This is a genomic window from Desulfovibrio desulfuricans (assembly GCF_024460775.1).
GTDB lineage: Bacteria > Desulfobacterota > Desulfovibrionia > Desulfovibrionales > Desulfovibrionaceae > Desulfovibrio > Desulfovibrio desulfuricans_E.
This window is the reverse complement of the sequence record NZ_JANFYZ010000011.1, coordinates 40,077-63,140: the sequence shown is the minus strand read 5'-3', so window position 1 is coordinate 63,140 and position 23,064 is coordinate 40,077. Positions and strand designations below refer to the sequence as shown.

21 protein-coding genes are annotated in these 23,064 nt (G+C 58.2%); 15 read left to right on the top strand and 6 right to left on the bottom strand.

Annotated features, from left to right (window positions below; all coding sequences use genetic code 11):
* Positions 1-37: 37 nt before the first annotated feature.
* From tadA to rbp, 5 genes are all read left to right on the top strand, one after another.
* The gene (gene tadA / locus NE637_RS12255; RefSeq protein WP_192112546.1) at positions 38-472 is read left to right on the top strand and encodes a tRNA adenosine(34) deaminase TadA; all 435 of its coding nucleotides are present in this window, start codon (positions 38-40) and stop codon (positions 470-472) included.
* Between the two features lie 73 nt (positions 473-545).
* On the top strand, positions 546-2,090 hold the full coding sequence (locus NE637_RS12250) for a fused MFS/spermidine synthase (protein WP_227118542.1): 1,545 nt from the start codon (positions 546-548) through the stop codon (positions 2,088-2,090).
* Between the two features lie 73 nt (positions 2,091-2,163).
* The gene (locus NE637_RS12245) at positions 2,164-2,394 is read left to right on the top strand and encodes a hypothetical protein (RefSeq protein WP_192112409.1); all 231 of its coding nucleotides are present in this window, start codon (positions 2,164-2,166) and stop codon (positions 2,392-2,394) included.
* 117 nt (positions 2,395-2,511) lie between these two features.
* The gene (locus tag NE637_RS12240) at positions 2,512-2,793 is read left to right on the top strand and encodes a hypothetical protein (protein ID WP_027180673.1); all 282 of its coding nucleotides are present in this window, start codon (positions 2,512-2,514) and stop codon (positions 2,791-2,793) included.
* 826 nt (positions 2,794-3,619) lie between these two features.
* The gene (rbp, locus tag NE637_RS12235; protein ID WP_192112410.1) at positions 3,620-3,886 is read left to right on the top strand and encodes an RNA-binding regulator; all 267 of its coding nucleotides are present in this window, start codon (positions 3,620-3,622) and stop codon (positions 3,884-3,886) included.
* A 149-nt stretch (positions 3,887-4,035) separates the two neighbouring features.
* On the opposite strand, the gene NE637_RS12230 is transcribed toward rbp, so the two are convergent.
* From NE637_RS12230 to kdpA, 5 genes are read right to left on the bottom strand one after another with little or no spacing between them, the layout of a single operon-like run.
* Positions 4,036-4,788, bottom strand: a complete 753-nt coding sequence (locus NE637_RS12230; protein ID WP_192112411.1) for a response regulator — start codon at positions 4,786-4,788, stop codon at positions 4,036-4,038.
* Between the two features lie 14 nt (positions 4,789-4,802).
* Positions 4,803-7,622 carry an ATP-binding protein gene (locus NE637_RS12225; protein ID WP_256267746.1) on the bottom strand — a complete coding sequence of 940 codons (2,820 nt, stop codon included), beginning with the start codon at positions 7,620-7,622 and terminating at the stop codon, positions 4,803-4,805.
* A gap of 32 nt (positions 7,623-7,654) precedes the next feature.
* Complete coding sequence (locus NE637_RS12220) at positions 7,655-8,290, bottom strand: potassium-transporting ATPase subunit C (RefSeq protein ID WP_227118544.1); 636 nt, start codon at positions 8,288-8,290, stop codon at positions 7,655-7,657.
* Between the two features lie 11 nt (positions 8,291-8,301).
* Positions 8,302-10,380: a potassium-transporting ATPase subunit KdpB gene (gene kdpB / locus NE637_RS12215; RefSeq protein ID WP_227118545.1), complete on the bottom strand. Its 2,079-nt coding sequence runs from the start codon at positions 10,378-10,380 to the stop codon at positions 8,302-8,304.
* Between the two features lie 30 nt (positions 10,381-10,410).
* On the bottom strand, positions 10,411-12,204 hold the full coding sequence (kdpA, locus tag NE637_RS12210) for a potassium-transporting ATPase subunit KdpA (protein ID WP_227118546.1): 1,794 nt from the start codon (positions 12,202-12,204) through the stop codon (positions 10,411-10,413).
* A gap of 168 nt (positions 12,205-12,372) precedes the next feature.
* On the opposite strand from kdpA, the gene NE637_RS12205 reads away from it, so the two are divergent.
* The 3 genes from NE637_RS12205 (at position 12,373) to arsB (ending at position 14,410) form a co-directional block, all read left to right on the top strand.
* Entirely contained in the window at positions 12,373-12,762 is a 390-nt protein-coding gene (locus tag NE637_RS12205) for an ArsR/SmtB family transcription factor (protein WP_227118547.1), read from the top strand.
* A gap of 103 nt (positions 12,763-12,865) precedes the next feature.
* On the top strand, positions 12,866-13,339 hold the full coding sequence (locus NE637_RS12200; RefSeq protein WP_215647257.1) for an arsenate reductase ArsC: 474 nt from the start codon (positions 12,866-12,868) through the stop codon (positions 13,337-13,339).
* A 12-nt stretch (positions 13,340-13,351) separates the two neighbouring features.
* Positions 13,352-14,410, top strand: coding sequence for an ACR3 family arsenite efflux transporter (gene arsB / locus NE637_RS12195; protein ID WP_227118548.1), 1,059 nt, complete (start codon positions 13,352-13,354; stop codon positions 14,408-14,410).
* 162 nt (positions 14,411-14,572) lie between these two features.
* Here the strand turns inward: arsB and NE637_RS12190 are convergent, their stop codons facing one another.
* Positions 14,573-15,046, bottom strand: a complete 474-nt coding sequence (locus NE637_RS12190; protein WP_227118549.1) for an energy transducer TonB — start codon at positions 15,044-15,046, stop codon at positions 14,573-14,575.
* A 354-nt stretch (positions 15,047-15,400) separates the two neighbouring features.
* On the opposite strand from NE637_RS12190, the gene sqr reads away from it, so the two are divergent.
* From sqr to NE637_RS12155, 7 genes are all read left to right on the top strand, one after another.
* A complete protein-coding gene (gene sqr, locus NE637_RS12185; RefSeq protein WP_227118550.1) occupies positions 15,401-16,642 on the top strand; it encodes a type III sulfide quinone reductase, selenoprotein subtype in 1,242 nt (413 codons plus the stop codon).
* A gap of 14 nt (positions 16,643-16,656) precedes the next feature.
* Positions 16,657-17,322, top strand: a complete 666-nt coding sequence (locus NE637_RS12180; protein ID WP_227118551.1) for a DUF1641 domain-containing protein — start codon at positions 16,657-16,659, stop codon at positions 17,320-17,322.
* 229 nt (positions 17,323-17,551) lie between these two features.
* Positions 17,552-18,559 carry a TOBE domain-containing protein gene (locus tag NE637_RS12175; protein WP_227118552.1) on the top strand — a complete coding sequence of 336 codons (1,008 nt, stop codon included), beginning with the start codon at positions 17,552-17,554 and terminating at the stop codon, positions 18,557-18,559.
* Between the two features lie 168 nt (positions 18,560-18,727).
* Positions 18,728-19,555 carry an ABC transporter substrate-binding protein gene (locus tag NE637_RS12170; RefSeq protein ID WP_227118553.1) on the top strand — a complete coding sequence of 276 codons (828 nt, stop codon included), beginning with the start codon at positions 18,728-18,730 and terminating at the stop codon, positions 19,553-19,555.
* Between the two features lie 101 nt (positions 19,556-19,656).
* Complete coding sequence (locus NE637_RS12165) at positions 19,657-20,352, top strand: ABC transporter permease (protein ID WP_192112425.1); 696 nt, start codon at positions 19,657-19,659, stop codon at positions 20,350-20,352.
* Positions 20,349-21,002, top strand: a complete 654-nt coding sequence (locus tag NE637_RS12160; protein WP_227118554.1) for an ABC transporter ATP-binding protein — start codon at positions 20,349-20,351, stop codon at positions 21,000-21,002. Before NE637_RS12165 ends, NE637_RS12160 begins: the two co-directional genes overlap by 4 nt.
* Before the next feature lie 206 nt (positions 21,003-21,208).
* On the top strand, positions 21,209-22,957 hold the full coding sequence (locus NE637_RS12155; RefSeq protein WP_227118555.1) for an aldehyde ferredoxin oxidoreductase C-terminal domain-containing protein: 1,749 nt from the start codon (positions 21,209-21,211) through the stop codon (positions 22,955-22,957).
* The last annotated feature ends 107 nt before the right edge of the window (positions 22,958-23,064 follow it).

The window sequence follows — 23,064 nt, the reverse complement described above, 5'->3', positions numbered from 1 at the left end:
AACGCCGCCCCCGCCGGGCCATACCTGGCAGGGGCTGATGCGGCTTGCTCTGGAAAAGGCCCGCGCCAGCGGCGCTGCGGGCGAGGTGCCTGTAGGCGCGCTGGTGGTGGCTCCGGATGGGCGCATTCTTGCCTGTTGCGGCAATGCGCCCATCGGCGGCAATGATCCCACCGCCCATGCCGAGGTGTTGGCGCTACGGGCCGCCGGGGCTGCGCTTGGCAACTACAGGCTCAACCAGTGCGTGCTGGTGGTGACGCTTGAACCCTGCGCCATGTGCGCCGCCGCCATAATCCATGCGCGCATTGCGGGGCTTGTGTACGGCGCAGCCGACCCCCTGGCCGGGGCGGTTGTTTCCCGCGCCGAATATTTTGACGCCCAGTGCGCCAATCACCGGGTATGGCACATGGGCGGCGTGCTTTCTGAGGAATGCGCCTCCTTGCTGCACGACTTTTTTGGCCAGCGGCGCGAGTAGGCTGGCATGTCGAAATAAAGCAGCGGCGGGGTCTGAATCCTGCATCCGCCGCACAACCTGCCACAGGAGCAGTATGCTCGAACTGACAGTTTTTATGAGCGGCGCGCTGGTCATGGTGCTTGAAATGGTCGGCGCGCGGGTATTGGCCCCGCATGTGGGAACATCTGCCGTAGTGTGGACAAGCCTTATAGGCGTGGTGCTGGCCTGCCTTGCCGTGGGTGCATGGGCAGGTGGGCGGCTGGCCGACAGAACCCTTTCCCGGCGCGGGCTGGCCCTGGCTCTGGCCGGGGCAGGCCTTGGCAGCGGGCTGACGGCTTTGTGCCATGAGGCCATCGGCCAATGGGTGACGGCTGCCGTGGGCAACCTGTATGCGGCGGCGGTTCTGGCGGCGGTGTGCATTTTTGCCCTGCCCGCCTTTTTTTTCGGCATGGTGACGCCTTATGCCATGCGCCTGCGCATCGAGAGCGTGGATTCCTCAGGTGCAACCGTGGGCAGGCTTTACGCCCTTTCCACTGCTGGCAGTATTGTAGGAACCTTTCTGGGCGGCTTTATTCTCATATCCTTTTTGGGCAGCACGAGCATCTTGTGGGGTGTGGCTGCGGCCATGCTGGGGCTTTCGCTGTGCAACGGCGGGGGGCGGGTACGGTTGCGCGCCGTGCTGCTGGCTGTATGCGGGCTTATGGCTGTGGTGGCGGCAAGCTATGGCCGCTGGCAGGATGGCAGGGCCATGAGCCATCTCGTGGAAAGCCCCTATAACAGCATCCGCATTTTTGAAGGCGTAGACTGGGCGCAGAATGGCAGGCCCGTGCGCCTTATGGCTACTGACCCCGGTTACAGCCAGTCGGGCATGTATCTTGATGCCCCCAATGAACTGTATTTCCGGTACACCCAGTTTTACGCGCTGGGGCCGCATTTTACGCCCCATGCGAGCCGGGTGCTCATGCTTGGCGGCGGCGGATATTCTGTTCCCAAATGGTTGCTGGCTGATAATTCCCCTCTGGCAAAGCCCAAGACCGCGCGCGTGACAGTTGTGGAGCTTGACCCGGCCATGACGGAAACAGCCCGGCGCTGGTTTTCGCTGCGCGACGATCCCCGCCTGAGTGTGCGCCACGAGGATGCCAGGGCTTTTCTGAACCGTCAGCGCGATCAGTATGATCTGGTGTTTGTGGATGTTTTTAACTCGCACTACGCAGTGCCTTTCCAGATGGGAACGCGCGAGGCTGCCGCCGCTCTGCGGCGGGCGGTGGCTCCTGGCGGGGTTGTACTCATGAACGTTATTTCCGCGGTGGAAGGGCCGGATGGCCGCCTGTTTCAGGGGATTTTCAACGCGTTGCGGCAGTCTTTTGCCGAGGTGCAGGTGTATTGCGCTGGCGGCGAACCACCCGACAAACTGCAAAACCTTATGCTTGCCGCTTTTCCCGAGCAGCGGCCCGACAGCACCGCGGGCGCGCTGCCATCCCTAGCGGCGGCAGGCACAGAAAATGCTCCTTCAGGCGGTTTGCGCCTTGCCGACATGCTGGCAAGCAGGTACACGGGTGCAGACCCTTTTGCCACCCCGGCGCTTACGGATGATTTTGCCCCGGTGGAACGCTACACGCTGGTTTTGTTGCGTCAGTAGGCATACAGGCGGCAACGCTTGCAGAGGGCGGAGGAAAAAGCTATTCTGATGCCCTAACGTGAGGGAGGCGCATATGGACAATAGTGTTGTCAAACCCGTCAATCCCAATGACCTCGTGCTGGATATCGTTGGGAGAAAGTATGTAAGCGGCAGTTCTCTGACCACGGCGGAAGAACTGATGGCTCTTTCCGCTTCTGCTGGCGAGATGGCCAAAAATTATGGCCCCGGCCCCGCCGAGATGGTGTTGAAGAAGCCGGAACTGCCGGAAAACGTCAAAGGGATACTGGTCGAACACGCCGGGTAAGTTTTCTGTCAAAAGCGCTGTTGCCCGTCGGTGCCGGATGGCCGCAAGGCCCGGAAGGTAACGTTTGGCCTTTGCTTGCCGTTACTACGTTAATTATGCCTACTTTGGGGGCTTTTTTTGAACGAAACAATTGATGATCTCACAGTGCAGTTTGAGGAAAACGGTCAAGTGATCGTTAACGAACTGGACAAGGTTGTGCTGAGCAAGGGCGCGTGGACTACCATTCTTTTTCGCTACCAGCAGTGGCAGCCGGAAAAAGACTGTTTTGGCCCGGACATGTACGTTATCCGCCGCTACAAAAAGGCGGGGGGCGAATACCGCCAGCAGTCCAAATTCAACATTTCCAGCGCGGATCAGGCCCGCAAGATTGTTGACGCCCTGAGTTCCTGGATCAATTAGAAAAGCCACGGCAGAGCGGGCAGTTACAGCTTTTACAAATACACCCCGAGTTAGACTGGGGAAGGCGCATGCCAGGGCGTGCACATTTCACACCGCAGCTCGCAGTGTATTTAACCAGCTATGCCATCTGGCAAAGGCCGACTCTCTCCCGAGTGTCGGCTTTTTTTGTGGAGCAAGGTTGAGGTTGGCAGTACAAAAGCCTATTTGGGGGCTTTTGTACTGCCATGCGCAGGAAGCGCCCTGGTTTATCAGGGCGCTTCGCGCAGGAGGAGGGAAGGGGATACGCCCATGTGGCAGCATCGGCGTATACGCAGCTGTGGCTGCGGAGACAATGGTTGCGGCGTAGTTGCGGCCTTTCCGCTACCATTATGTATGTTGAAACATATCGGGGGGGGCGTTAGCTTTGCGTTAAGGATTATCGGCAGTCTGCTGTTGCAGAAGCATGTCGGTTGGCGGGCAGGCAATACACTGCAAAAACTCCCTGCCAAGCTTCGTTGAAAAAATCGGATTGCTGTATGGGCATAGCGGTACCGAATTTTAGCGGGTATTCCTTATCCAAAAAATATAGTATACCCGCATTTCGTGCCAAACAAAATTGAGAAAGCTGAAGTTTGGCAAAAAACACTGTGAGCAGGTAGGGAAATGCGGTGCCGCCAGCGGGCAGGCCCAGTTTTTTGCTTGAAAAAAATAATATCTATTGACATTGAAAATGCCCCAAACTATGTTCGGGCAATCACTGATTGGGTATAGTAAATTTTTTTGCAGAGGCTTTACATGGGTAAGGCTCCAAGCGGAAAGTCTACCTCCCGTAATCTCTGGAGTCCTTATGGCTACTTCTATCTACGTCGGCAATCTGCCCTGGTCCGCCACTCAGGAAGGCGTTGAATCCCTGTTCAGCCCCTACGGCGAAGTTCTTTCCGTGAAGCTCGTTTCCGACCGCGAAACCGGCCGCGCCCGTGGCTTTGGCTTTGTGGAAATGGAAGACGCCGATGCCATCAACGCCATTGCCGCTCTTGACGGCAAGGAATTTGACGGCCGCGCCCTTCGCATCAACAAGGCTGAGCCCAAAAAGCCCGCCCCCCGTCGCTGGTAAGTCGACCAAATTCGCTTGATATGGAAGGCCGCGAGAAATCGCGGCCTTCTTTTGTCTTAAAGCAGTGTTAACAGACAGAGCTGTATGCCCGGCTGTTGCACAGGGAAAAGGACGGCATGGGCAATGCCAAAGGAACAGCAGCCCCCGAGTCAGCCTTCATATCGGCTCATGCGGTAGCCGATGCCCACATGGGTGCGGATGCAATCACATTGCGGCGAGGCGGCCTCCAGTTTTTTGCGCAGTGTTGCCATGAACACGCGCAATGAAGGAAGCGACTGCGGCAGGGCACTGCCCCAAACGGCCTGCAGGATTGTTTTGTGCGTAAGCACCTTGCCCACATTGTTTGCCAGCAGGCACAGCAACTTGTATTCCATGGGCGCAAGATGCACCTGTTGCCCGGCAACGCTCACGCAGCCTGCGGCAAAATCAATACGCAGATCGCCATTTTCAAAGCTGCTTTCGTTGCGGCCCATGTGCCCGCGTTCATAACGAACGCGCCGCAGGGCGGCACGCAGCCGGGCCAGCAATTCATCAACGCTGAAAGGTTTGGTAAGGTAGTCGTCCGCGCCTGCATCCAGCGCGGCCACCTTGTCGTCATCTTCGGTTCGGGCGCTCAGCACAATGATGGGCAGCATGGACCACTGGCGCACCGCCCGGATGATCTCCACTCCGTCCATATCCGGCAGGCCCAGATCAAGCAGTATGACGTCGGGATTTGCCCGCGAAGCCTCGGCAAGGGCCTCGCGCCCGGTGGCGGCGGTCAGAAAGGATATGCCGTGGCTCTCAAGCGTGGTGGTCACAAGCGCGCGGATGACCTTGTCGTCTTCCACCACAAGAATACGCTCGGGGACGCCGTTGGCGTTCTGCTCAGCGGGGGGCGCTGCTGGCGAATTTAGCGGCATGGATACTCCTTCTGTCAGGCCGGGAGGGTGAACTCTTCCGTCTCGCGCGGCAAGGTCATGGAAAAAACCGCGCCATGCGGCGTGTTGTCAAATACCTCTATGCTTCCGCCGTGGGCCTGCACAATGCTGCGGCACAAGGCCAGCCCAAGCCCCATGCCTCTGCGGCCATCGCCATTTTTTATGGCTGCGGAGTGGAACATGTCAAAAATGCGGCTCTGTTCCGCTTTTGAAATTCCAGGGCCATTGTCGGCAACTTCCAGCCTGACCCACGGGCCGTCAGCCCTCGCGCGTATGCGAATGGCTGTTCCCTCTGGCGTATGTTTGACGGCGTTGTCCAGCAGGTTGACCAGCACCTGCACCATGAGCCGTGCGTCCATGCGGGCCATGAGCAGGCTTTCGGGCATTTCCGCGCGCAGATCGTGGTGCGCTGCACGGCGGCTGGTGATCTGCACGGCTTCGGCAATAACATCTTCAAGCAGTTCCGGTTCAAGGCGAAGGGTAAAATCCTGCTGCTCAAGACGGGTGAGGGCCAGCAGGTTTTCCACCATGCCCACAAGGTAGCGGGCTTCTTCCTCAATGGCGGAAGCAAGGGCCACATTGCGTTCCGGCGAGCCGGAGCCGCCCTGCCCGGCGAGGATGGCGGCATTGCCGCAGATGCCGGTGAGCGGCGTGCGCAGATCGTGCGAGATGGAGCGCAGCACATCGGCGCGCAGTTTTTCCTGCTGTGCACGTACGGCAATGCTGGCGTTGGCCTGCGTGAGCCGTTCCTTCTCCAGAGCCAGCGCGCATTCCCCTGCCAGGGCCAGAACAAGGTTTTTGCTGTTGGCATCGGCAAGCGGAGTCGTGCGACCCGGCAGAACGTGCAGTTCGGCCACGGCGAGCACGGCAGACTGACTGCTGATGGGGATAAAGCTGTGCCGCGATCCGGGCAGGGAATCTGTTCCCGCGCCAGCAGGGCGGTTATTCTTGGCAACCCATTGCGCAACGCCCAGTTCGTCCTTTGGCGTGCTTTTGCTGTGCCGGGAGGCAGCTCGTGGGCTGCCCGACCCCTGCATTTTGTCAGCCCGGTAGGGAAAAACGGGTCGGGTTTCAAGCAGGCCTTGTCGCACGGAATAGAGCGTTGTTTCACACCCCAGCAGGGTGCCGAGCTGGCGGGCAGTTTCCAGCAGAATGGCTGGTTCGTCCTTGGCTTTTTGCAGGCGGCGGCTGTTGCCCAGCAGCAGCTCCGTATGCAGCGCCCGCACCGCGCTTTGCCGCGCCTGCATGCGAGCCCGCCCCGTGATGGCGCTGGTGGCGGCGGAAACCAGCAGCATCGCGCAAAAAAGCCCCACATACTCTGTATCGTAAACGGTAAAGCTGAAACGAGGCTCAACAAACAGAAAATCGAAAAGGCCCACCCCGGCTACAGAGGCCGCCACGCCGTACCATGGCCCGGTGGTGAGGATGGAAACGCCCAACACTCCCAGCATGTACAGACCCGCAATGACGCCATTGGGCATGCCCAGCGAGAACATGAGCAAACCTGCGACGCTGCATACGGCCATGATCGCAGTTGTGGCGCACCATTGCCGCCAGGAGCGGGGGGCTGTGCCCCGCAAGGCTCTGAGCGCCGCAAACAACGGCCCGGTATGTCCGGGCGCTCTGCCCACGGGCACGGCATCGGGGATGATGTAGGTTTCCATTTCCGGCGCAAGTTCGGCAAGGCGTTCCACCAGCGTTTTGCTCTTGCGGAACAGCCATCCGCCAGCCGGGGAGCGGCCCACCACAATCTTGCTCACCCCGCTCATGCGCGCGTATTCCGCTATCTGGGCGGGAACATCCTCGCCGTGCAGGGTCACGATAACCGCACCCAGATCTTCCGCCAGCTTCAGGTTGTCGCGCAGGGTGTCGCGGCTTTTGGCGTCACTGCGGCGCGGCGCGGTGTTTTGCACAAAAAGGGCGGTGAAATCAGCCCGAAAGGCCTCCACCATGCGCGCGGCGGTGCGGATAACCCTTGCATTGCTGGGCGCGCCTGAAAGGCAGATGAGAATGTGCTCCTTGATCTGCCGCCCTGTTTCCTGCCCTCCGGCAGTGGCGGATGCCCGCCGGTTGACGCGGTCGGCCATGCGGCGCAGGGCAATCTCCCGCAAAGCGATGAGATTCGCGGGCAGAAAAAAGTGCCCCAGCGCCCGCTGCGCCTGAGCCTCGGCGTATATCTTGCCTTCGCGCAGGCGGGATACAAGCTCGTCTGGCTCCAGATCAACCAGTTCCACCTGATCGGCCCCGTCAAACACGCTGTCGGGTATGCGCTCGCGCACCACTACTCCGGTCATGGCGGCAACCACATCGTTGAGGCTTTCCAGATGCTGCACGTTAACCGTGGTCCATACGGATATGCCCGCCTGAAGCAGCTCCTCCACATCCTGAAAGCGCTTGAGGTTGCGGCAGCCCTGCGTGTTGGAGTGGGCAAGCTCGTCCACAAGGGCGATTTCCGGCTTGCGGGCCAGCACGGCATCCACATCAAGTTCGTTGAGCGTGATGCCCCTGTGCTCGATCCGCAGGGGCGGCACGGCCTCAAGACCTGGCAGCAGGGCCGCTGTTTCCGGCCTTGGGTGTGGCTCCACATAGCCCACAACAATGCTGTGCCCCTGCTCCTGAGCGGCGTGGGCCGCTCGCAGCATGGAATATGTCTTGCCCACGCCAGCCGCATAGCCAAAAAATATTTTGAGCAAGCCTCTGGGCGATGGGCGTGACGGCGCACCCGCCTCGCCAGCAAGGGGCTTGCCGCCCGGAGCCGCCTGTTGCAACTGGGCAAGCAGGGCATCGGGGGATGGGCGTTTGTAGCTGTCTGTCATGGTTGTTCTCAGGTTCGTATGCCGCGCGGCATTCAGCGGGGAGCCGCGTCCGAGGCCCCTGAAACCCCGTGCCCGTTGGGCAGCAGGCCTTCCAGCGCCAGATTGACTTCAAGCACGTTGACCCGCGCCTCGCCCAGCAGCCCCAGGGTGCGCCCTTGCGTATACATGGCGATGGTGCGGCGCACTTCCGCAGCCGTAAAACCTGTGGCGCGGGCCAGCCGCTCCACCTGAAATTCTGCGGCGGCTGTCGAAATATGCGGATCAAGCCCGCTGCCTGATTCCGTCAGCAGATCCACTGGAATGGGCTGGCCGGATTTTTCCGGATGCGCCAGCCGGATGCGTGCCGCGCGCTCCCGCAACGTTGTAGCGTATGCGGCTGTGGCAGGGCTTTTGTTGCTTGGCCCGGCGTAGAGCAGTGGCCTGCCGTTGTCGGTATAGGTGGCGGTGTCTGCACTCACGGGGCGCCCCCACAGGTGGTTGGCGGCTGTGAAGGGCTGCCCTAGCAATGTGCTGTACTGCCTGCCCTTGGCGGTAATGATACTGCCTTCGGCCTGAAAGGGAAACAGCGCCTTGCCCGCCAGGGTGAGCGCGCCGGTATAGACGCAGGTGAGGGCCGTCATGATGCACAGAAAAACCAGAGAACGGCGCAGCAATATTGTGATGGACATGATGCTTCTCCTCAGGCCAGCCCAAGGCCGACCAGGCAGAGGTCAATAAGTTTGATGGCGACAAAGGGGGCCGCGAGCCCGCCAAGGCCGTAGATAAAGAGGTTGCGGCGCAATAGCAGTTCGGAGCTTTCCTCCCGGTAGGGCACGCCGCGCAAAGCCAGTGGAATGAGGGCCACAATGATGAGGGCATTGTATATGGTGGCCGCCAGTATGGCGCTCTGCGGGCTGTGCAGGCCCATGATGTTGAGTGTGGCAAGGCCGGGGTACAGGCCCATGAACAGGGCCGGGATGATGGCAAAGTATTTTGCCGCATCATTGGCAAGGGAAAATGTGGTGAGGCTGCCGCGCGTCATGAGCAACTGCTTGCCGATGCGCACGATATCCAGCAGCTTGGTGGGCGAAGAATCCAGATCAACCATGTTGCCCGCTTCCTTGGCGGCCTGCGTGCCCGTGTTCATGGCAACCGCCACATCCGCCTGCGCCAGAGCCGGGGCATCGTTGGTGCCGTCGCCCGTCATGGCTACCAGATGTCCCTTGGCCTGATAGTCCCTGATAAGGTTCAGCTTGGTCTCCGGCGTGGCCTCGGCCAGAAAGTCGTCCACCCCGGCCTCGGCGGCAATGGCGGCGGCAGTAAGCGGATTGTCGCCCGTGATCATGACTGTCCTGATGCCCATGCGGCGCAGTTCGCCAAATTTTTCGCGCACGCCGTCCTTGATGACGTCCTTGAGGTGGATCACGCCAAGCACTGCGGCATCGCGGGCAACCACAAGGGGCGTGCCGCCCTGGCGGGCAATGCTTTGCACCACTTCATCGCACTGGGTGCTCAAATGTCCGCCAAGCTGCTCCGCAAAAGCCCGCACGGCGTCTGCCGCGCCTTTACGTATGGAGGAGCCCGACGCGTCAACACCGCTCATGCGGGTATGCGCGGAAAAGGGAACAAAGACTGTATTCGTTTCAGGGAGTGTTGCGTCGCCCTGCGGGAACAGGCTGTTTGCCAGTTGCACAATGCTGCGGCCCTCGGGGGTTTCGTCCGCAAGCGAGGCAAGGCGGGCGGCCTCCGCCAGTTCCTGCCCGGCGTGCCCGTCCACAGGTATAAAGCTGACGGCCAGCCGGTTGCCAAGGGTTATGGTGCCTGTCTTGTCGAGCAGGAGCACATCCACATCGCCAGCAGCTTCAATGGCGCGTCCACTCATGGCAAGCACATTGGCCTGATTGAGGCGGCTCATGCCTGCAATGCCTATGGACGAAAGCAGCGCGCCGATGGTGGTTGGGGCCAGGCAGACAAAGAGCGCCACCAGCGAGGTAACGTCCGCCGGGTTTGCCGCATGGTTCTGATCTGCCGCAAAGCGGGCAAAGCACCACAGTGTGCCCGTGACCAGCAGAAAAATGACCGTAAGCGCCACCAGCAGGATATTCAGGGCTATTTCGTTGGGGGTTTTCTGGCGGGCGGCCCCTTCGACCATGGCGATCATTTTGTCCAGAAAGCTGCGTCCAACCTCGCTGGTAACGCGCAGCACCAGCCAGTCGGAAAGCACAGTGGTGCCGCCGGTGACGGCGCTGCGGTCGCCGCCGCTCTCCCGGATGACCGGGGCGGATTCGCCCGTGATGGCGCTTTCATCCACAGAAGCGGCCCCTTCTACCACATCGCCGTCGGCAGGGATCATCTCGCCTGCCAGCACAAGCACGTGGTCGCCGGGTTTCAGCTCGGTGGAGGAGGTCATCACAAAGGCATCGTGCTGCGCAGGGTCCGGCAGCTTGCGGGCGTCAACACTCTTGCGCGATTTGCGCAGGCTGTCGGCCTGCGCCTTGCCCCGGCCTTCGGCAATGGCTTCCGCAAAGTTGGCAAAGAGCACCGTGAACCAGAGTATGGCGGCGATCGCCCAGGCAAAAGCACTTTGGTTTGCAAGGGCGGGCATCAATCCCCACGCCCCTGCCAGAGCAAGGGCCGTGGTCATGATGGCGGAAAGGTATACGGTGAACATGACAAAATTGCGCACCTGAATGTGCGGGGCCAGCTTGATGAACGAGTCGCCAAGGGCCCGCCGGAGCATCCGGGTGTTGCGCGGGGCATGTGCAGTTTTGGCTGACATGGCTGTATCCTTTATTATTGAGCGCGCTAATTAACGCGCCATTTGCAGATGTTCGGCCACGGGGCCAAGAGCCAGAGCGGGGAAGAAACTCAGAGCGCCCACCAGCAGCACCACAAATATGAGCAGAAAAACAAACATGCCGTTGCTGGTGGAGAGCGTGCCGGAACTTGCAGCCACGGTCTTTTTGCCCGCCATGCTCTCAGCGGCGGCAAGGATGGCTGCCACGGGCACAAAGCGCCCGGCAAGCATGAGCGCGCTTAGCAGCACATTCAGAAAAGGCGTGTTGGCATTCAGCCCGGCAAAGGCGGAACCGTTGTTTGCCCCGGCGGAGGTGGCGGCATAGAGCAGCTCGCTGAAGCCGTGGGGCAGGGCGTTGTTCAGGCTTTCCACAACCTGCGGAACAAGGCTCATCAGACCTGCCCCGATCAGGATTGCTACCGGCGTGGTCAGACAGACCACAACGGCCATCTTCATTTCAAAGGGTTCCACCTTCTTGCCCAGATATTCTGGGGTGCGGCCCACCATCAGCCCAGCCATAAAGACGGTCAGCAGCACAAAGGCCAGCATGCCGTACAGGCCGCTGCCAACACCGCCAAAAACAACTTCGCCCAACTGCATGAGCACCATGGGAACCAGCCCGCCCAACGGCGTGAGGCTGTCGTGCATGGCGTTGACCGAACCATTGGAAGCGGCGGTTGTGGCGGCTGCCCAGATGGCACTATTGGTTATGCCGAAGCGCGCTTCCTTGCCTTCCATATTGCCCCCGGCCTGAGCCAGCAGGCCGCTGCGGGCCGCAAGATCTGTCTGCCCGGTCTGGGCCAGTTGCGGGGTGGCGCTCTGCTCTGCCCAGGCAGTGAAGCCGATGGCGGCGGTCAGCAGCAGGGTCATGGTGATGAATATGGCTACGCCCTGACGCATGTCCTTGATCTGCCTGCCAAAGGTGAAGCACAGCCCTGCGGGAATGAGCAGCAGGGCCAGCATTTCCAGCATATTTGCAAGGGGCGTGGGGTTTTCGTGCGGGTGGGCGGAATTGACGCCGTTGTAGCCGCCGCCATTGGTGCCAAGCTGCTTGGGCGCAACCTGCGAAGCCTGCGGCCCCAAGGGGATCATCTGTTCCGTAACGGTGGCCCCGTCTTCAGTTGTAAGCGGCTCAAGCAGGGCCACGGTTTTGTACGGTGAAAAATTCTGCGGCACGCCCTGCCAGATGAGCAGCAGGGAAAGTACCAGGGAGAGCGGCACAAGAATATACAGAGTGGCGCGGGTGGCGTCTGCCCAGAAGTTGCCAAGACCTGAAACGGCTGGCGTGACGGAAGCATCAGTCCCGCCGGATGCTTCTGGTTTTCGTGCGCGCAGCCCCCGGATTAAGGCGAACAGCACCGCAATGCCCACAGCGGCGGAAACAAAGTTCTGCACGGTAAGCCCCGCCATCTGGGCCAGATAGCCCATGGCGTTTTCGCCCGAGTATGCCTGCCAGTTGGTATTGGTGACAAAGCTCACCGCCGTGTTCAGAGCCAGATCCCAGCTTGTACCCGCGATGCCCTGCGGATTCAGGGGCAGGCTGCCCTGCGCCATGAGCAGCAGCATAAGTGCCGCAATGCTCACGACACTGAAAGCAAGCACGCAGCCAAGATAACGCTTCCAGCCCATCTGTTCCGCCGGGTTGATGCCCAAGACGCGGTACAGGCCGCGCTCGCATGGGGCCAGCACCTTTTGCAGCCAGAACGGTTCGCCGTCCATGACCTTGCCCATGTAAATGCCCAGCGGCCATGCCAGCAGGGCGAGCAGTGTGATGTATAGCAGGCATTGCCCGATCATGTTTTCCATAACGTCCTCCTGTGGGGATTGAACCTTGCCCACGGGAACACGGTATGAAAAAGCGCATAAAATGGGTGTTAAACTTGGGCCGGGAGTATAAAATTTGTATTAAGGCCGATGGTTGTTTTCGTTGTCAGCACGCTTGACATTGTTCAATTGGTGTTGAATGATTGTCCAATGGAAACAAAAAAAGCTACCCAGGTGTTTGAAGCCCTTACGTCCGAGGCGCGCCTTTGCATTTTTCGCCTGCTTGTCAAGCATGCCCCTGACGGTCTGGTGGCGGGGGAGCTTTCACGCCTGGCGGATATCCCCAAGACCAACCTTTCTTTTCATCTGAAAACCCTTGTCCACAGCGGGCTTGCCAGTATGGAGCGCGAGGGGCGCAACACGCGCTACCGGGCAAACATCCCCTTGATGCTTGAAACAATATCCTATCTGACCGCCGAGTGCTGCTCTGCCCATCCCGAACAGTGCAGGGCGTATCGCCGTGAGAGTGGCGTAAATGCGGTGTTTCTGCCCGACTGTTGCGGGGACAATGCCCCTGATCCAGAGGGCAGCCTTGAGTGACCCTGGAAAAGGTGCCCCTAAATGAGGGGGCGGCATGAATGCAACTCCAGTGCTGACGGCGGTGTTTTGAACCTCTTCTTTGAACCCCATACCAGAGGCAACTATGAACATCCTTTTTTTGTGCACGGGCAATTCCTGCCGTTCGATCATTGCCGAGGCTCTTTTCCGGTCTATGGCCCCGGTTGGGGTTACAGCGCGGAGTGCGGGCAGCAAGCCTGCGGGCTATGTGCACCCCCGCGCTCTTGAGGCTCTGGCCGAGGCCGGAATTTCCACCGAAGGCCTTGCAAGCAAATCATGGGATGATTTGCCGGAAAAACCCTCGGTGGTCATAACCCTGTGCGCCGATGCGGCGGGTGAAGCCTGCCCGGTGTATTTTGGGTCTGTAGTGCGCAGCCACTGGGGTATGCCTGACCCTGCCAAGGTGCTGGGGGATGAGGCCACAATCAGGGCTGCCTTTGCCGAAACGCTGGAGGTTCTGCGCAGGCGCGTAACAGCCCTGGCGCAGAAGCTGGAGGCCAACCCAGCAATGGATGCAGGCACCTTGCAGAGCACTCTTGACGGCATTGCCGCGCACTAAGGGGTAGAAATTATGAGTCAGTCAACTTTGCAGCGACTTTCATTTCTCGACAGGTTCCTGACCCTGTGGATTTTTCTCGCCATGTTTGCGGGCGTGGGGCTTGGCTGGGCTACGCCGGGTGTAAAGAACGTCATCAACTTTTTTCAGGTGGGCACCACCAATATTCCCATTGCCATCGGTCTTATCCTGATGATGTACCCGCCGCTGGCGAAAGTGAAATACGAGCAGCTTGGCCGGGTGTTTCGCGATAAAAAGGTTTTGCTGCTTTCGCTGGTGCAAAACTGGGTGATCGGCCCGATTCTTATGTTCTTGCTGGCGATAGCCTTTCTTTCCGGCAACAACAGCTACATGGTGGGACTCATACTGATCGGCCTTGCCCGGTGCATTGCCATGGTCATTGTGTGGAACGACCTTGCCGGTGGCGACAGGGAATATTGCGCGGGGCTTGTGGCCTTTAATGCCATATTTCAGGTGCTGTTTTTTTCCGTCTACGCCTATGTGTTCATCACCGTGCTGCCCGGCTGGCTTGGCCTTTCGGGGGCGGTGGTGGATGTGAGCATGGGGCAGATTGCCGAAAGCGTGTTCATCTACCTTGGCATCCCCTTTATCGGGGGCGTTGTTTCTCGCATTTACGGCCTCAAGGTCAAGGGGCTGGACTGGTACGAGAATGTTTTTATTCCCCGTATCAGCCCATGGACGTTGCGGGCGCTGCTGTTCACCATTGTTGTGATGTTCTCCCTCAAGGGCGAGTACATTGTGCAGTTGCCCATGGATGTGGTGAAGGTTGCTATCCCTCTCTTGGTGTATTTTCTTATCATGTTCCTGCTTTCATTTTACCTCTCATGGCGGGCAGGGGCGAACTACGAGCAATCAGCAACGTTGTCGTTCACCGCTGCGTCCAACAACTTTGAGCTTGCCATTGCCGTAGCCATTGCCGTGTTCGGTCTCAATTCCGGCGAGGCCTTTGTGGCGGTTATCGGCCCCCTGGTGGAAGTGCCGGTGCTGATCGCCCTAGTGAATGTGGCCCTGTATATTCGCCGCAAGTATTTTGTCGGGCGGGAAGCGGCCTGAGCGGCCTTGCACGGGAATTTCTACTGATCTGGCTGAAAAACATGCCCATAATTGAAGAAGGCCGCCCAAAAGGCGGCCTTCTTTGTGTTACCTGAGTAATGGCAAATTTGATGTATTTTTTGCTTTTCGGTGTTTTAACACTGCGCTCTTTGCCCTGCTGCTTCACCGCCTGCTGCTTTTAGGCAGGTTGAAAATAATGGTCAGACCCTTGGGGAGAGGCTCTGGCGGCGGGAGCCGTACGCCGCTTCTCTGGGTTCGCACTAAGGCGTTCAGGGCGGAGTTATCAAAATACTTGTTTCCGGAGCTTTTTATAAGCTTGTATGCTACAATTTCTCCGTCTGGCGAGACATCCACATCTATTGTGCAAGCCATAGATTCATCCAGTGGTGATGAAAATGCCCAATACTGGCGCACAGTCTCCATAAAATTATGAATATAACTTTCAGTTGGCGCCATTTTTCTGGTTGCTGCAATAGAATTGGCCTCTTTTTTCGCAGGTTCTGAAGGGGAAGTTGAATCAATTGTGCAGGAACATATGAGCAGTATAGTTAAGGAAATAAGGAATAATAATTTGTTATTATGTGCATGCATTTGAATTTTTCCATAAACCAGGGTTATAAAGTGATTATTTGCCAAGGAACACACACATCCTTCTTTATCAGCCTACGCCTGCCTCTCATTTTTCGATAGCCCTCAGCAATAGCCACGCTTGTTGGGAGTTTCATGCATCCTCCTAATTTTCCAGAATAATAGTCCCTGCCACAGGTCGCAGGCAGGTATGCATATGCGCGCAATAAAATACTTAGTTAGTAGGTATTAAATGATATATGTCCATTTTTATTGACATAATTAGTGCAGTTGAAAATTAGCTGTGGTAGTAAGCAAATAATACCATCTTACTATGATATCGGCGCGCAATGATTGTGGCTGGTTGTAGTAGGGAAACCTTTTTATGGCGCACTGCTATATACTTTATTTGGGGTTAATTGCATGAAAAAACTGCTTATTCTTGGTGCTGGCGCTGGCGGAACCATGATCGCCACGAAAATGAGAAAGCTCTTGAGTGAAAGAGAATGGGAAATAACGCTGATTGACCGGGATCCCGTCCATCACTATCAGCCCGGCTGGCTCCTGATTCCGTTTGGAGTTGATACGCCGCAGGGTTGCGTCCGTCCCAAAAAGGATTTTATCAGCCGCGGAGTTAACTTTGTGATTGATACGATCACCGCTGTTGATCCTATCCAGCGAAAGGTTGAATGCAAAAACAGCACCCACACCTATGACTGGATTGTTGTTGCCTCTGGCGCAAGAATCGCTCCCGATGAAGTGCCCGGCCTTCTGGACGACTGGGGCGGCAAAATCCACAACTTCTACACCCATGACGGCGCTGCGGCGCTTGGCGACAAGCTGAAGCACTTCAAAAAGGGTCGGCTTGTTCTCCACATTTGCGAAACTCCCATCAAGTGCCCGGTCGCGCCTCTGGAATTTGTGTACATGGCCGACTGGTACCTGCAAAAAATGGGCGTGCGCAAAGATGTGGAGATTGAGCTTGTCACGCCGCTTACGGGTGCCTTCACCAAGCCTGTGGCAAACAACATTCTTGGCGCGCTGTGCGAGCAGAAAGGCATCAAGGTCACAACCAACTGGACTGTGGACAGCGTAGAAGCCGACCGCGCCGTGATCTCTTCCGTCACTGGCGATGAAATCCCCTACGACCTGCTGGTGAGCATTCCCCCGAACCTTGGGCAGGAATTCCTTATCGAATCTGAAGTCTCCGACGTGACCGGCTTTATTGATACGGACAAGGAACTGCTGAAGTCCAAGAAGTTCGAGAACATGTACATCATCGGCGACGCAACAAACGTCCCCGCGTCAAAAGCCGGGTCTGTGGCCCACTTTGAAGCAGACGTGATCGCCCAGAACCTGATGGCCGACATTGAAGGAACCGACAACTATTACAGGTTTGACGGCCACACCAACTGCTTTATCGTCACAGGTTTTGAAAAGGCCTCGCTCATCGACTTCAGCTACGCTGTGGAACCCCTGCCGGGCATGTTCCCGCTGCCTGGCGTTGGCCCCTTTGAGCTGCTGGGCGAAAGCCACATCAACTATTGGGGTAAGCTCATGTTCAAGTGGGTGTATTACAACCTCATGCTGAAAGGCCATGAGCTCCCGTTTGAACCCAATATGTATCTTGCAGGGAAAGATGCCTCCTTGCTGAGAAGCAAGTAGACCGGAGGGATCATATGACACCTGAAGATAAAATTCTTGAGCGGCTGGAAGCCATTGAAGGCAGGCTCAGCGACCTTCAAGCAAGCAAGGAAAGCAGCAGCATGCTGCTGAGCGAACTGACGCCCATTGGAAACCATGCCTTCCGCCTTATTGTTGAAGAGATGGAAACCCTCAACGGCAGGGTAACGCTTGACGACATTCTGGATCTGGGCCGAAAGGGCTTGCTGACTGTTCCCAGGCTTACGTGGCTGCTCGACCAGCTCGAGAACGCCACCGATCTGTGGAAGATTCTGCACCCTGCGTTTGCGCCGACCTTTCCGCACATCATTGAAAAAATGGGCGAGTGGGAAAAGGATGGCGTGTTTGAAAAGATGTCTGCGCTTAAAAACGCCGGTGGCAACCTGCTTGGCTCCATGAGCCCGGAAGACATTGCCAAAACAGGCGAGGGCCTGGCCTTTTTGATCAGCCAGTTGCAGCGCCTTGCCGACCCCGACCTGCAAGCCAAGATCACGAACCTGATCGGCATGCTGGGCGAGATCGACACTGCCAACGTGAAGCCCACGGGCGTTTTTGGCCTTATTGGGGCGCTTGGCAGCGCAGAAGGCAAACAGACTCTGGGCCTGCTTGCCGAACTGATAAAAGTAGCTGGAAAGTTCACTGGCCAGAGCGCGTCCAGATAACCGAGAGGTTATCTGAACGGGTTCCCCGGAACCACCCGTTTATAAATGCAAAGTCCGCCGAAGTTGTGCAGCTTCGGCGGACTGTTGCGTGAAGGTTCTTGGTGTGCCACCACTTGAAAGCCAAGTTATGCGCTACGCGATCCGAGATTCATCAAGAAGCAGTATCGGAGGTCAAAAAAGGCATAGCTGACAGCGGCTGTGCAACCTGCTATTCTCGCCCAAGAAAATTATGCGTAATCATCTGACCCGCCAACAACTCGAAGGCCTGACCCTGTGCTGGGAACAGTGGGAGGCCGAGGCCTCAACCCGCACGCAAAAAACCATGCGTGCGCGTCTGCACCTGATTTTTCTGCTTATGCGCTACGGCGGCTTGCGGCTGGGCGAAGTGCTGGCGCTGGAGCCTCGTTCATCCATCGATACCGTCACGGGCATGCTGCGCGTTTCTGGTTCCAACGCGCGCGAAATTCTGCTGCCTGTGAGCGCCATGCGCAATATCCGGCGCATTCTTGGCCTGCCGCAGGCGGCCGAGCCGGATTTTTTACAGTTTGACCAGAGCTTTCTGCGCAAGAAATTTTACGCAGTGGGCAGCTTGATGGACCTGCCTTCTGCCTGCGTGGGGCCTCGCGCCATACGTTATTCGCGCGGGCTTGAACTGCTGGAACTGCACGTGCCCATGCCGCTGGTGCTCAAATTTCTTGGGCAGCAGGATGCTGACCAACTGCTGGCCTTTCTGAACTTTTCTGACGGCGAGGCGCGCAAGCTGCTCACCTCGCAGGCTCAAGGAAAAGACACCTCGGCAAGCGCCTGCCACGGCGGAGAGGCCGATGACGGAACCAATCTTTTTTGGGGCATTGTTACCCGCATATTTACCGGCATGCGCAAGGTATATGTGGAGATAACCACTTTTTCAGATTTCAGGCTCGCGGCGGCCTGCACACCGGAAGAAGCCGCCCTGCATGAAGTGCACGAAAATCAGGTGCTGAGCGTGCGGGTAGACCCGGAGCGTATAGTCCTGAGCCTTGAAAAATCGTCCATGAGTCTTGCCAACTGCGTCAAGGGCGTGGTGGACAGCCTGCACTCGGACATGGTGGAAACCTTTGTCTGCGTTGGCTTGCCAGACGGCACAACCCTGCGGGCAACGGTAGACACCTGCACGCTGGACAACATGCATCTGCGTGACGGCAAAAAGGTGTATGCCCATTTTGCCTCCAGCGCCGTTCGGCTGGTGGCCGAGTAGTTTTTGTTTCTGATATCGGCTGCGGCCCGCATGGAGCCGATTTGTTGCCGCCCTGTTTTGGCCTTCTTTTGCAATCTTTTATGTCCCGCTTTTTCATGATAGCGTGATTAACGTCGCGCTGAACAGAGTTGGTCTTTCAAGATTACCTCTTCAAAAGGAGTCTGATCCATGTTCCGTTTACCCCGTTTTCTGCTCCTGGCCTGCGCCGCGGGCTACATGGCCTGCGCCGTGCCAGTTCTGGCCGCCGATACTCTCATGATGGCAACCACCACCAGCACGCAGGATTCCGGCCTGCTCGAATATCTGGAGCCTGTCTTCAAGCAGGAAACCGGCATTGAGCTGAAGTGGGTTGCCGTGGGCACCGGCAAAGCCCTTGAAATCGCCAAAAATTGCGATGCCGACGTGCTGCTGGTGCATGCGCCTTCGGCTGAGCTTGAATTCGTTAAGGCCGGGCATGGCGTGGACCGCCGTCAGGTCATGTACAATGACTTTGTGATCGTTGGCCCTGTGGCAGACCCCGCTGGCGTGAAGGGGCAGACCACTGCCGAGGCGCTCAAGCGTATTCTGGATACCAGGGCGGGCTTTGTGAGCCGTGGCGACCAGTCCGGCACGCACAAGGCGGAGCAGAAGCTGTGGCAGCAGAGCAACATCGTGCCCGACAAGGATCCCAAGTATTTTTCTGCGGGGCAGGGCATGATTTCCACCCTGAACATGGCTGCCGAAAAGCAGGCCTACGCCCTCACCGACCGTGGAACCTGGATCACCTTTGCCGACAAGATGGGCGACAAAAACCCGCTGGCTATCGTGGTTGAAGGCGACAAGGCCCTGTTCAACCAGTACAGCGTCATCACGGTCAATCCCGCCCAGTGCCCCAAGGTCAAGACCGATCTGGCCAGGAAGTTTGAAGACTGGTGGGTTGCTCCGGCCACCCAGCAGAAGATCGCCGGGTACATGCTCAAGGGGAAACAGCTTTTCTTCCCCAATGCCAACAAGTAGCGCACCCCGGTAGCGCAGGCACGTAACGCGCATTCGCCCGGGGCCGGTGGTGTGCCCCGGCTTCGGGCGAATGCTGTTTTGACCAGCAACGAGCGGCAGCAATGGATTATCTTATCAACGGCTTCAGCAGTGCCTTGTATCTGCTCACGCATATGGATGCGGCCACGCTTTCGGCCATTTACGCAACCATTGCTTCAACCTGCTATGCCATGGCGGCAGCTCTGCTGCTGGGGGTCCCGCTGGGTTTTCTGCTTGGGCATTGCTCCTTTCCCGGTAAAAGGGCGCTGCGGCTGATTTCAGATACCTTGCTGGCTTTTCCCACAGTGCTGATCGGCCTGTTGGTCTACGCCTTTATTACCGCGCGCGGCCCACTGGGCGAATATGGCCTGCTGTTTACCCTGCCGGGTATGGCCATCGGGCAGGCGGTGCTGGCCCTGCCGATAGTGGTTTCGTGGACAGCGCAGGCGCTTGAAGACCTTGATCCCCGTTGCCGCGAAACCCTGCTTACATTGGGGGCCAACAGCAGGCAGCTTGCGATGTACGCGCTGTGGGAGTGCCGTTACGCCGTGGGCATGGTGTGCGTTACGGCCTTTGGCCGCGTCATTACAGAGGTGGGCGTGGCCATGATGCTTGGAGGCAACATTCGTTACGCCACCCGCACCATGACAACGGCCATTGCCCTTGAAACCAGCAAGGGCGATTTTGCCCAGGGTATTGCCCTTGGCCTTGTGCTGTTGCTCATGGCCTTTGTGGTCAATCTGGCGCTTGCATTTTTTCGGCGCAGGGGGCGGGCATGAGCGCCAATTTGTATGAAGCCCGCAATCTTGTGCAGCGCTATAATGGGCGAGAGGCGCTCAGTGTGCAGCACTTTGCTATTGAAGAGGGCGAGGCGGTCTTTCTCACCGGCCCCAATGGCTGCGGCAAATCGACCCTGTTGCGACTGCTGGCCTTTCTGGAGCGCCCGGCTGCTGGCGAGCTGCGCTATGCCGGTGGGGCGGAGGGCCGCAAGGAGGCAACCCTGCTTTTGCAGGATCCCTATCTGCTGCACATGAGCGTTTTCAATAACGTGGTGCTTGGGTTGAAACTCCGCCATCAAGGGGCAGATCTGCGGCAGACATTTGAATGCTGCATGCAGGCCGCAGGTTTTGACGATCCCTGGAATTTTGCGGATCGCGGCCCGCGCGAACTTTCTGGCGGTGAGCGCCAGCGGGTTGCCCTGGCATCGCGTCTGGCCCTGCGGCCGAGGGTGCTGCTGCTTGACGAGCCAACAGCCAATGTGGATGCCGCAAGCGCACGGGCCATTGCTCTGGCCGTAAAGAACAGCACGGCTAAGGGCATGACTGTTGTCTGCGCCACACACGATCCTGCCTTGCTGCGTGCCATTGATGCCCGTGAAATCAAGCTTGGCACTGCGTGGGACATGGACGCCCGCGTTTCGTCATTATAGATCCCGCCTGCATTATCCCGGTTTCCGCTTACAGCAAATTCTCCTTTTCCTCCCTATTGCGCAAAAACTCCCTTTTCCTCCCCAACTTTTCCCCTAACAGGAGAAAAGCGAGACATTTTTTTTACCCGCTTGCACTTTTTTTTCTCACAATGGTATCGAAGGATAAACACAAACGGGCGTAAATGCGCCTTGTTTAAGGAGGCTCCATGTTCCGTTTTTTGCGCGTCAATATGGCAACCAAGACCTGTGTTTTTGAAGAAATCCCTCAAGAATACGCTGGCCTTGGCGGCCGTGCGTTGACATCTACCATCGTTGCGCGTGAGGTGCCGCCCACCTGTACGCCCATTGGCCCCCACAACAAGCTTGTTTTTGCTCCCGGCCTGCTGGGCGCCACCAACAGCCCCAACGCCAACCGTATTTCCGTGGGCTGCAAAAGCCCGTTGACCGAAGGCATCAAGGAATCCAACGCGGGCGGTCAGCCCGGTGGTCACTTGGCCCGTTTGGGCATTCTGGCTGTTATTGTGGAAGACATGGCCAAGGAAGGCGAGTGGTGGCAGCTTGAAGTGAGCAAGGACCACGCCAAGCTGATCCCCGCCGAAGTGGCCGGAATGAACAACTTTGATGCTGTTGCCAAACTGGTGGAAAAGTACGGCAAGGATTGCAGCTACATCACCATTGGTCGCGCTGGCGAATTCAAGCTCACTGCGGCTTCCATTGCCTGCACCGACCGCGAACTGCGCCCCATGCGCCATGCCGGGCGCGGCGGCGTCGGCGCGGTAATGGGTTCCAAGGGCCTCAAGGCCATCGTTGTGAATCCCGAGGGCGGCAAGAGCCAGCCTCTGGCTGACGAAAAGGCTTTTCGCGAGGCTTCCAAGCGCTTTGCCACTGCGCTTTCCGAACACCCCATCACCAGCAAGGGGCTTGCCGAATACGGCACTGCCGTGCTCGTCAACATCCTGCACGAGGCGGGCGGCCTGCCCACCGCCAACTTTACGGTTGGACAGTTTGACAAGCATGAGGCTGTTTCGGGCGAGCTTTTGAATCAGCTCACCAAGGAACGCGGCGGCGAGGGAAAGGTGGCCCACGGCTGCATGAGCGGCTGCATGATCCGTTGCAGCGGCATTTTGCCCGACAAAAAGGGCAAGTTCCAGAGCAAGTGGCCCGAATACGAAACTCTGTGGTGCTTCGGCCCCCACTCCGGCATTGGCGATATTGATGCCATCTCCAAGTACGACTACATGTGCGATGATATCGGCGTTGACACCATCGACGTGGGCGTTGCCGTGGGCGTTGCTATGGCTGGCGGAGCTATCCCCTACGGGGACACCAAGGCTGTGCTTGATGTCATGAACGGTATCAGCGATGGCTCTCCGCTTGGCCGTATTGTTGGTTGCGGCGCGGCCACCACGGGCCGGGTGTTTGGCGTGCGGCGCGTGCCTGCGGTCAAGGGCCAGAGCCTGCCTGCCTATGACCCCCGTGCGGTCAAGGGTCAGGGCGTTACCTACGCCACCTCGCCCATGGGCGCGGACCACACCGCCGGTTACGCGGTGACGGCCAACATCCTTAACAGCGGCGGCACGGTTGACCCCCTCAAGAAGGACGGTCAGATCGAGCTTTCGCGCAATCTCCAGGTGGCTACCGCCTCTGTGGATTCCGTGGGTCTGTGCCTGTTCACGGCATTTGCCATCCTTGACGTGCCGGACGCCCTGCCCGCCATTGTGGACATGCTCAATGCCAAGTTTGGCTGGAAGCTCACCGGCGACGACGTTGTGACGCTGGGCCAGCGTATTCTTTCCACGGAAATCGACTTCAACCGCCGCGCTGGCATTACCCAGGCTGCGGACGTGCTGCCCGATTTCTTCACTGACGAAAAGCTGCCCCCGCACAACACCACTTTCGACATCACCCACGAAGAACTCAAGACGGTTTTCAACTGGATTGAGGAAAAGAAGTAGGGTTGCCCTTATTGGTCTCCGCTCCGGCTGGTTCGGAGCGGGGCCAGAGATTTTGTTTTACGGCGGCGCCATGGCGTGCGCCCCGGCTGGCTTGACTGTTTTCGGAC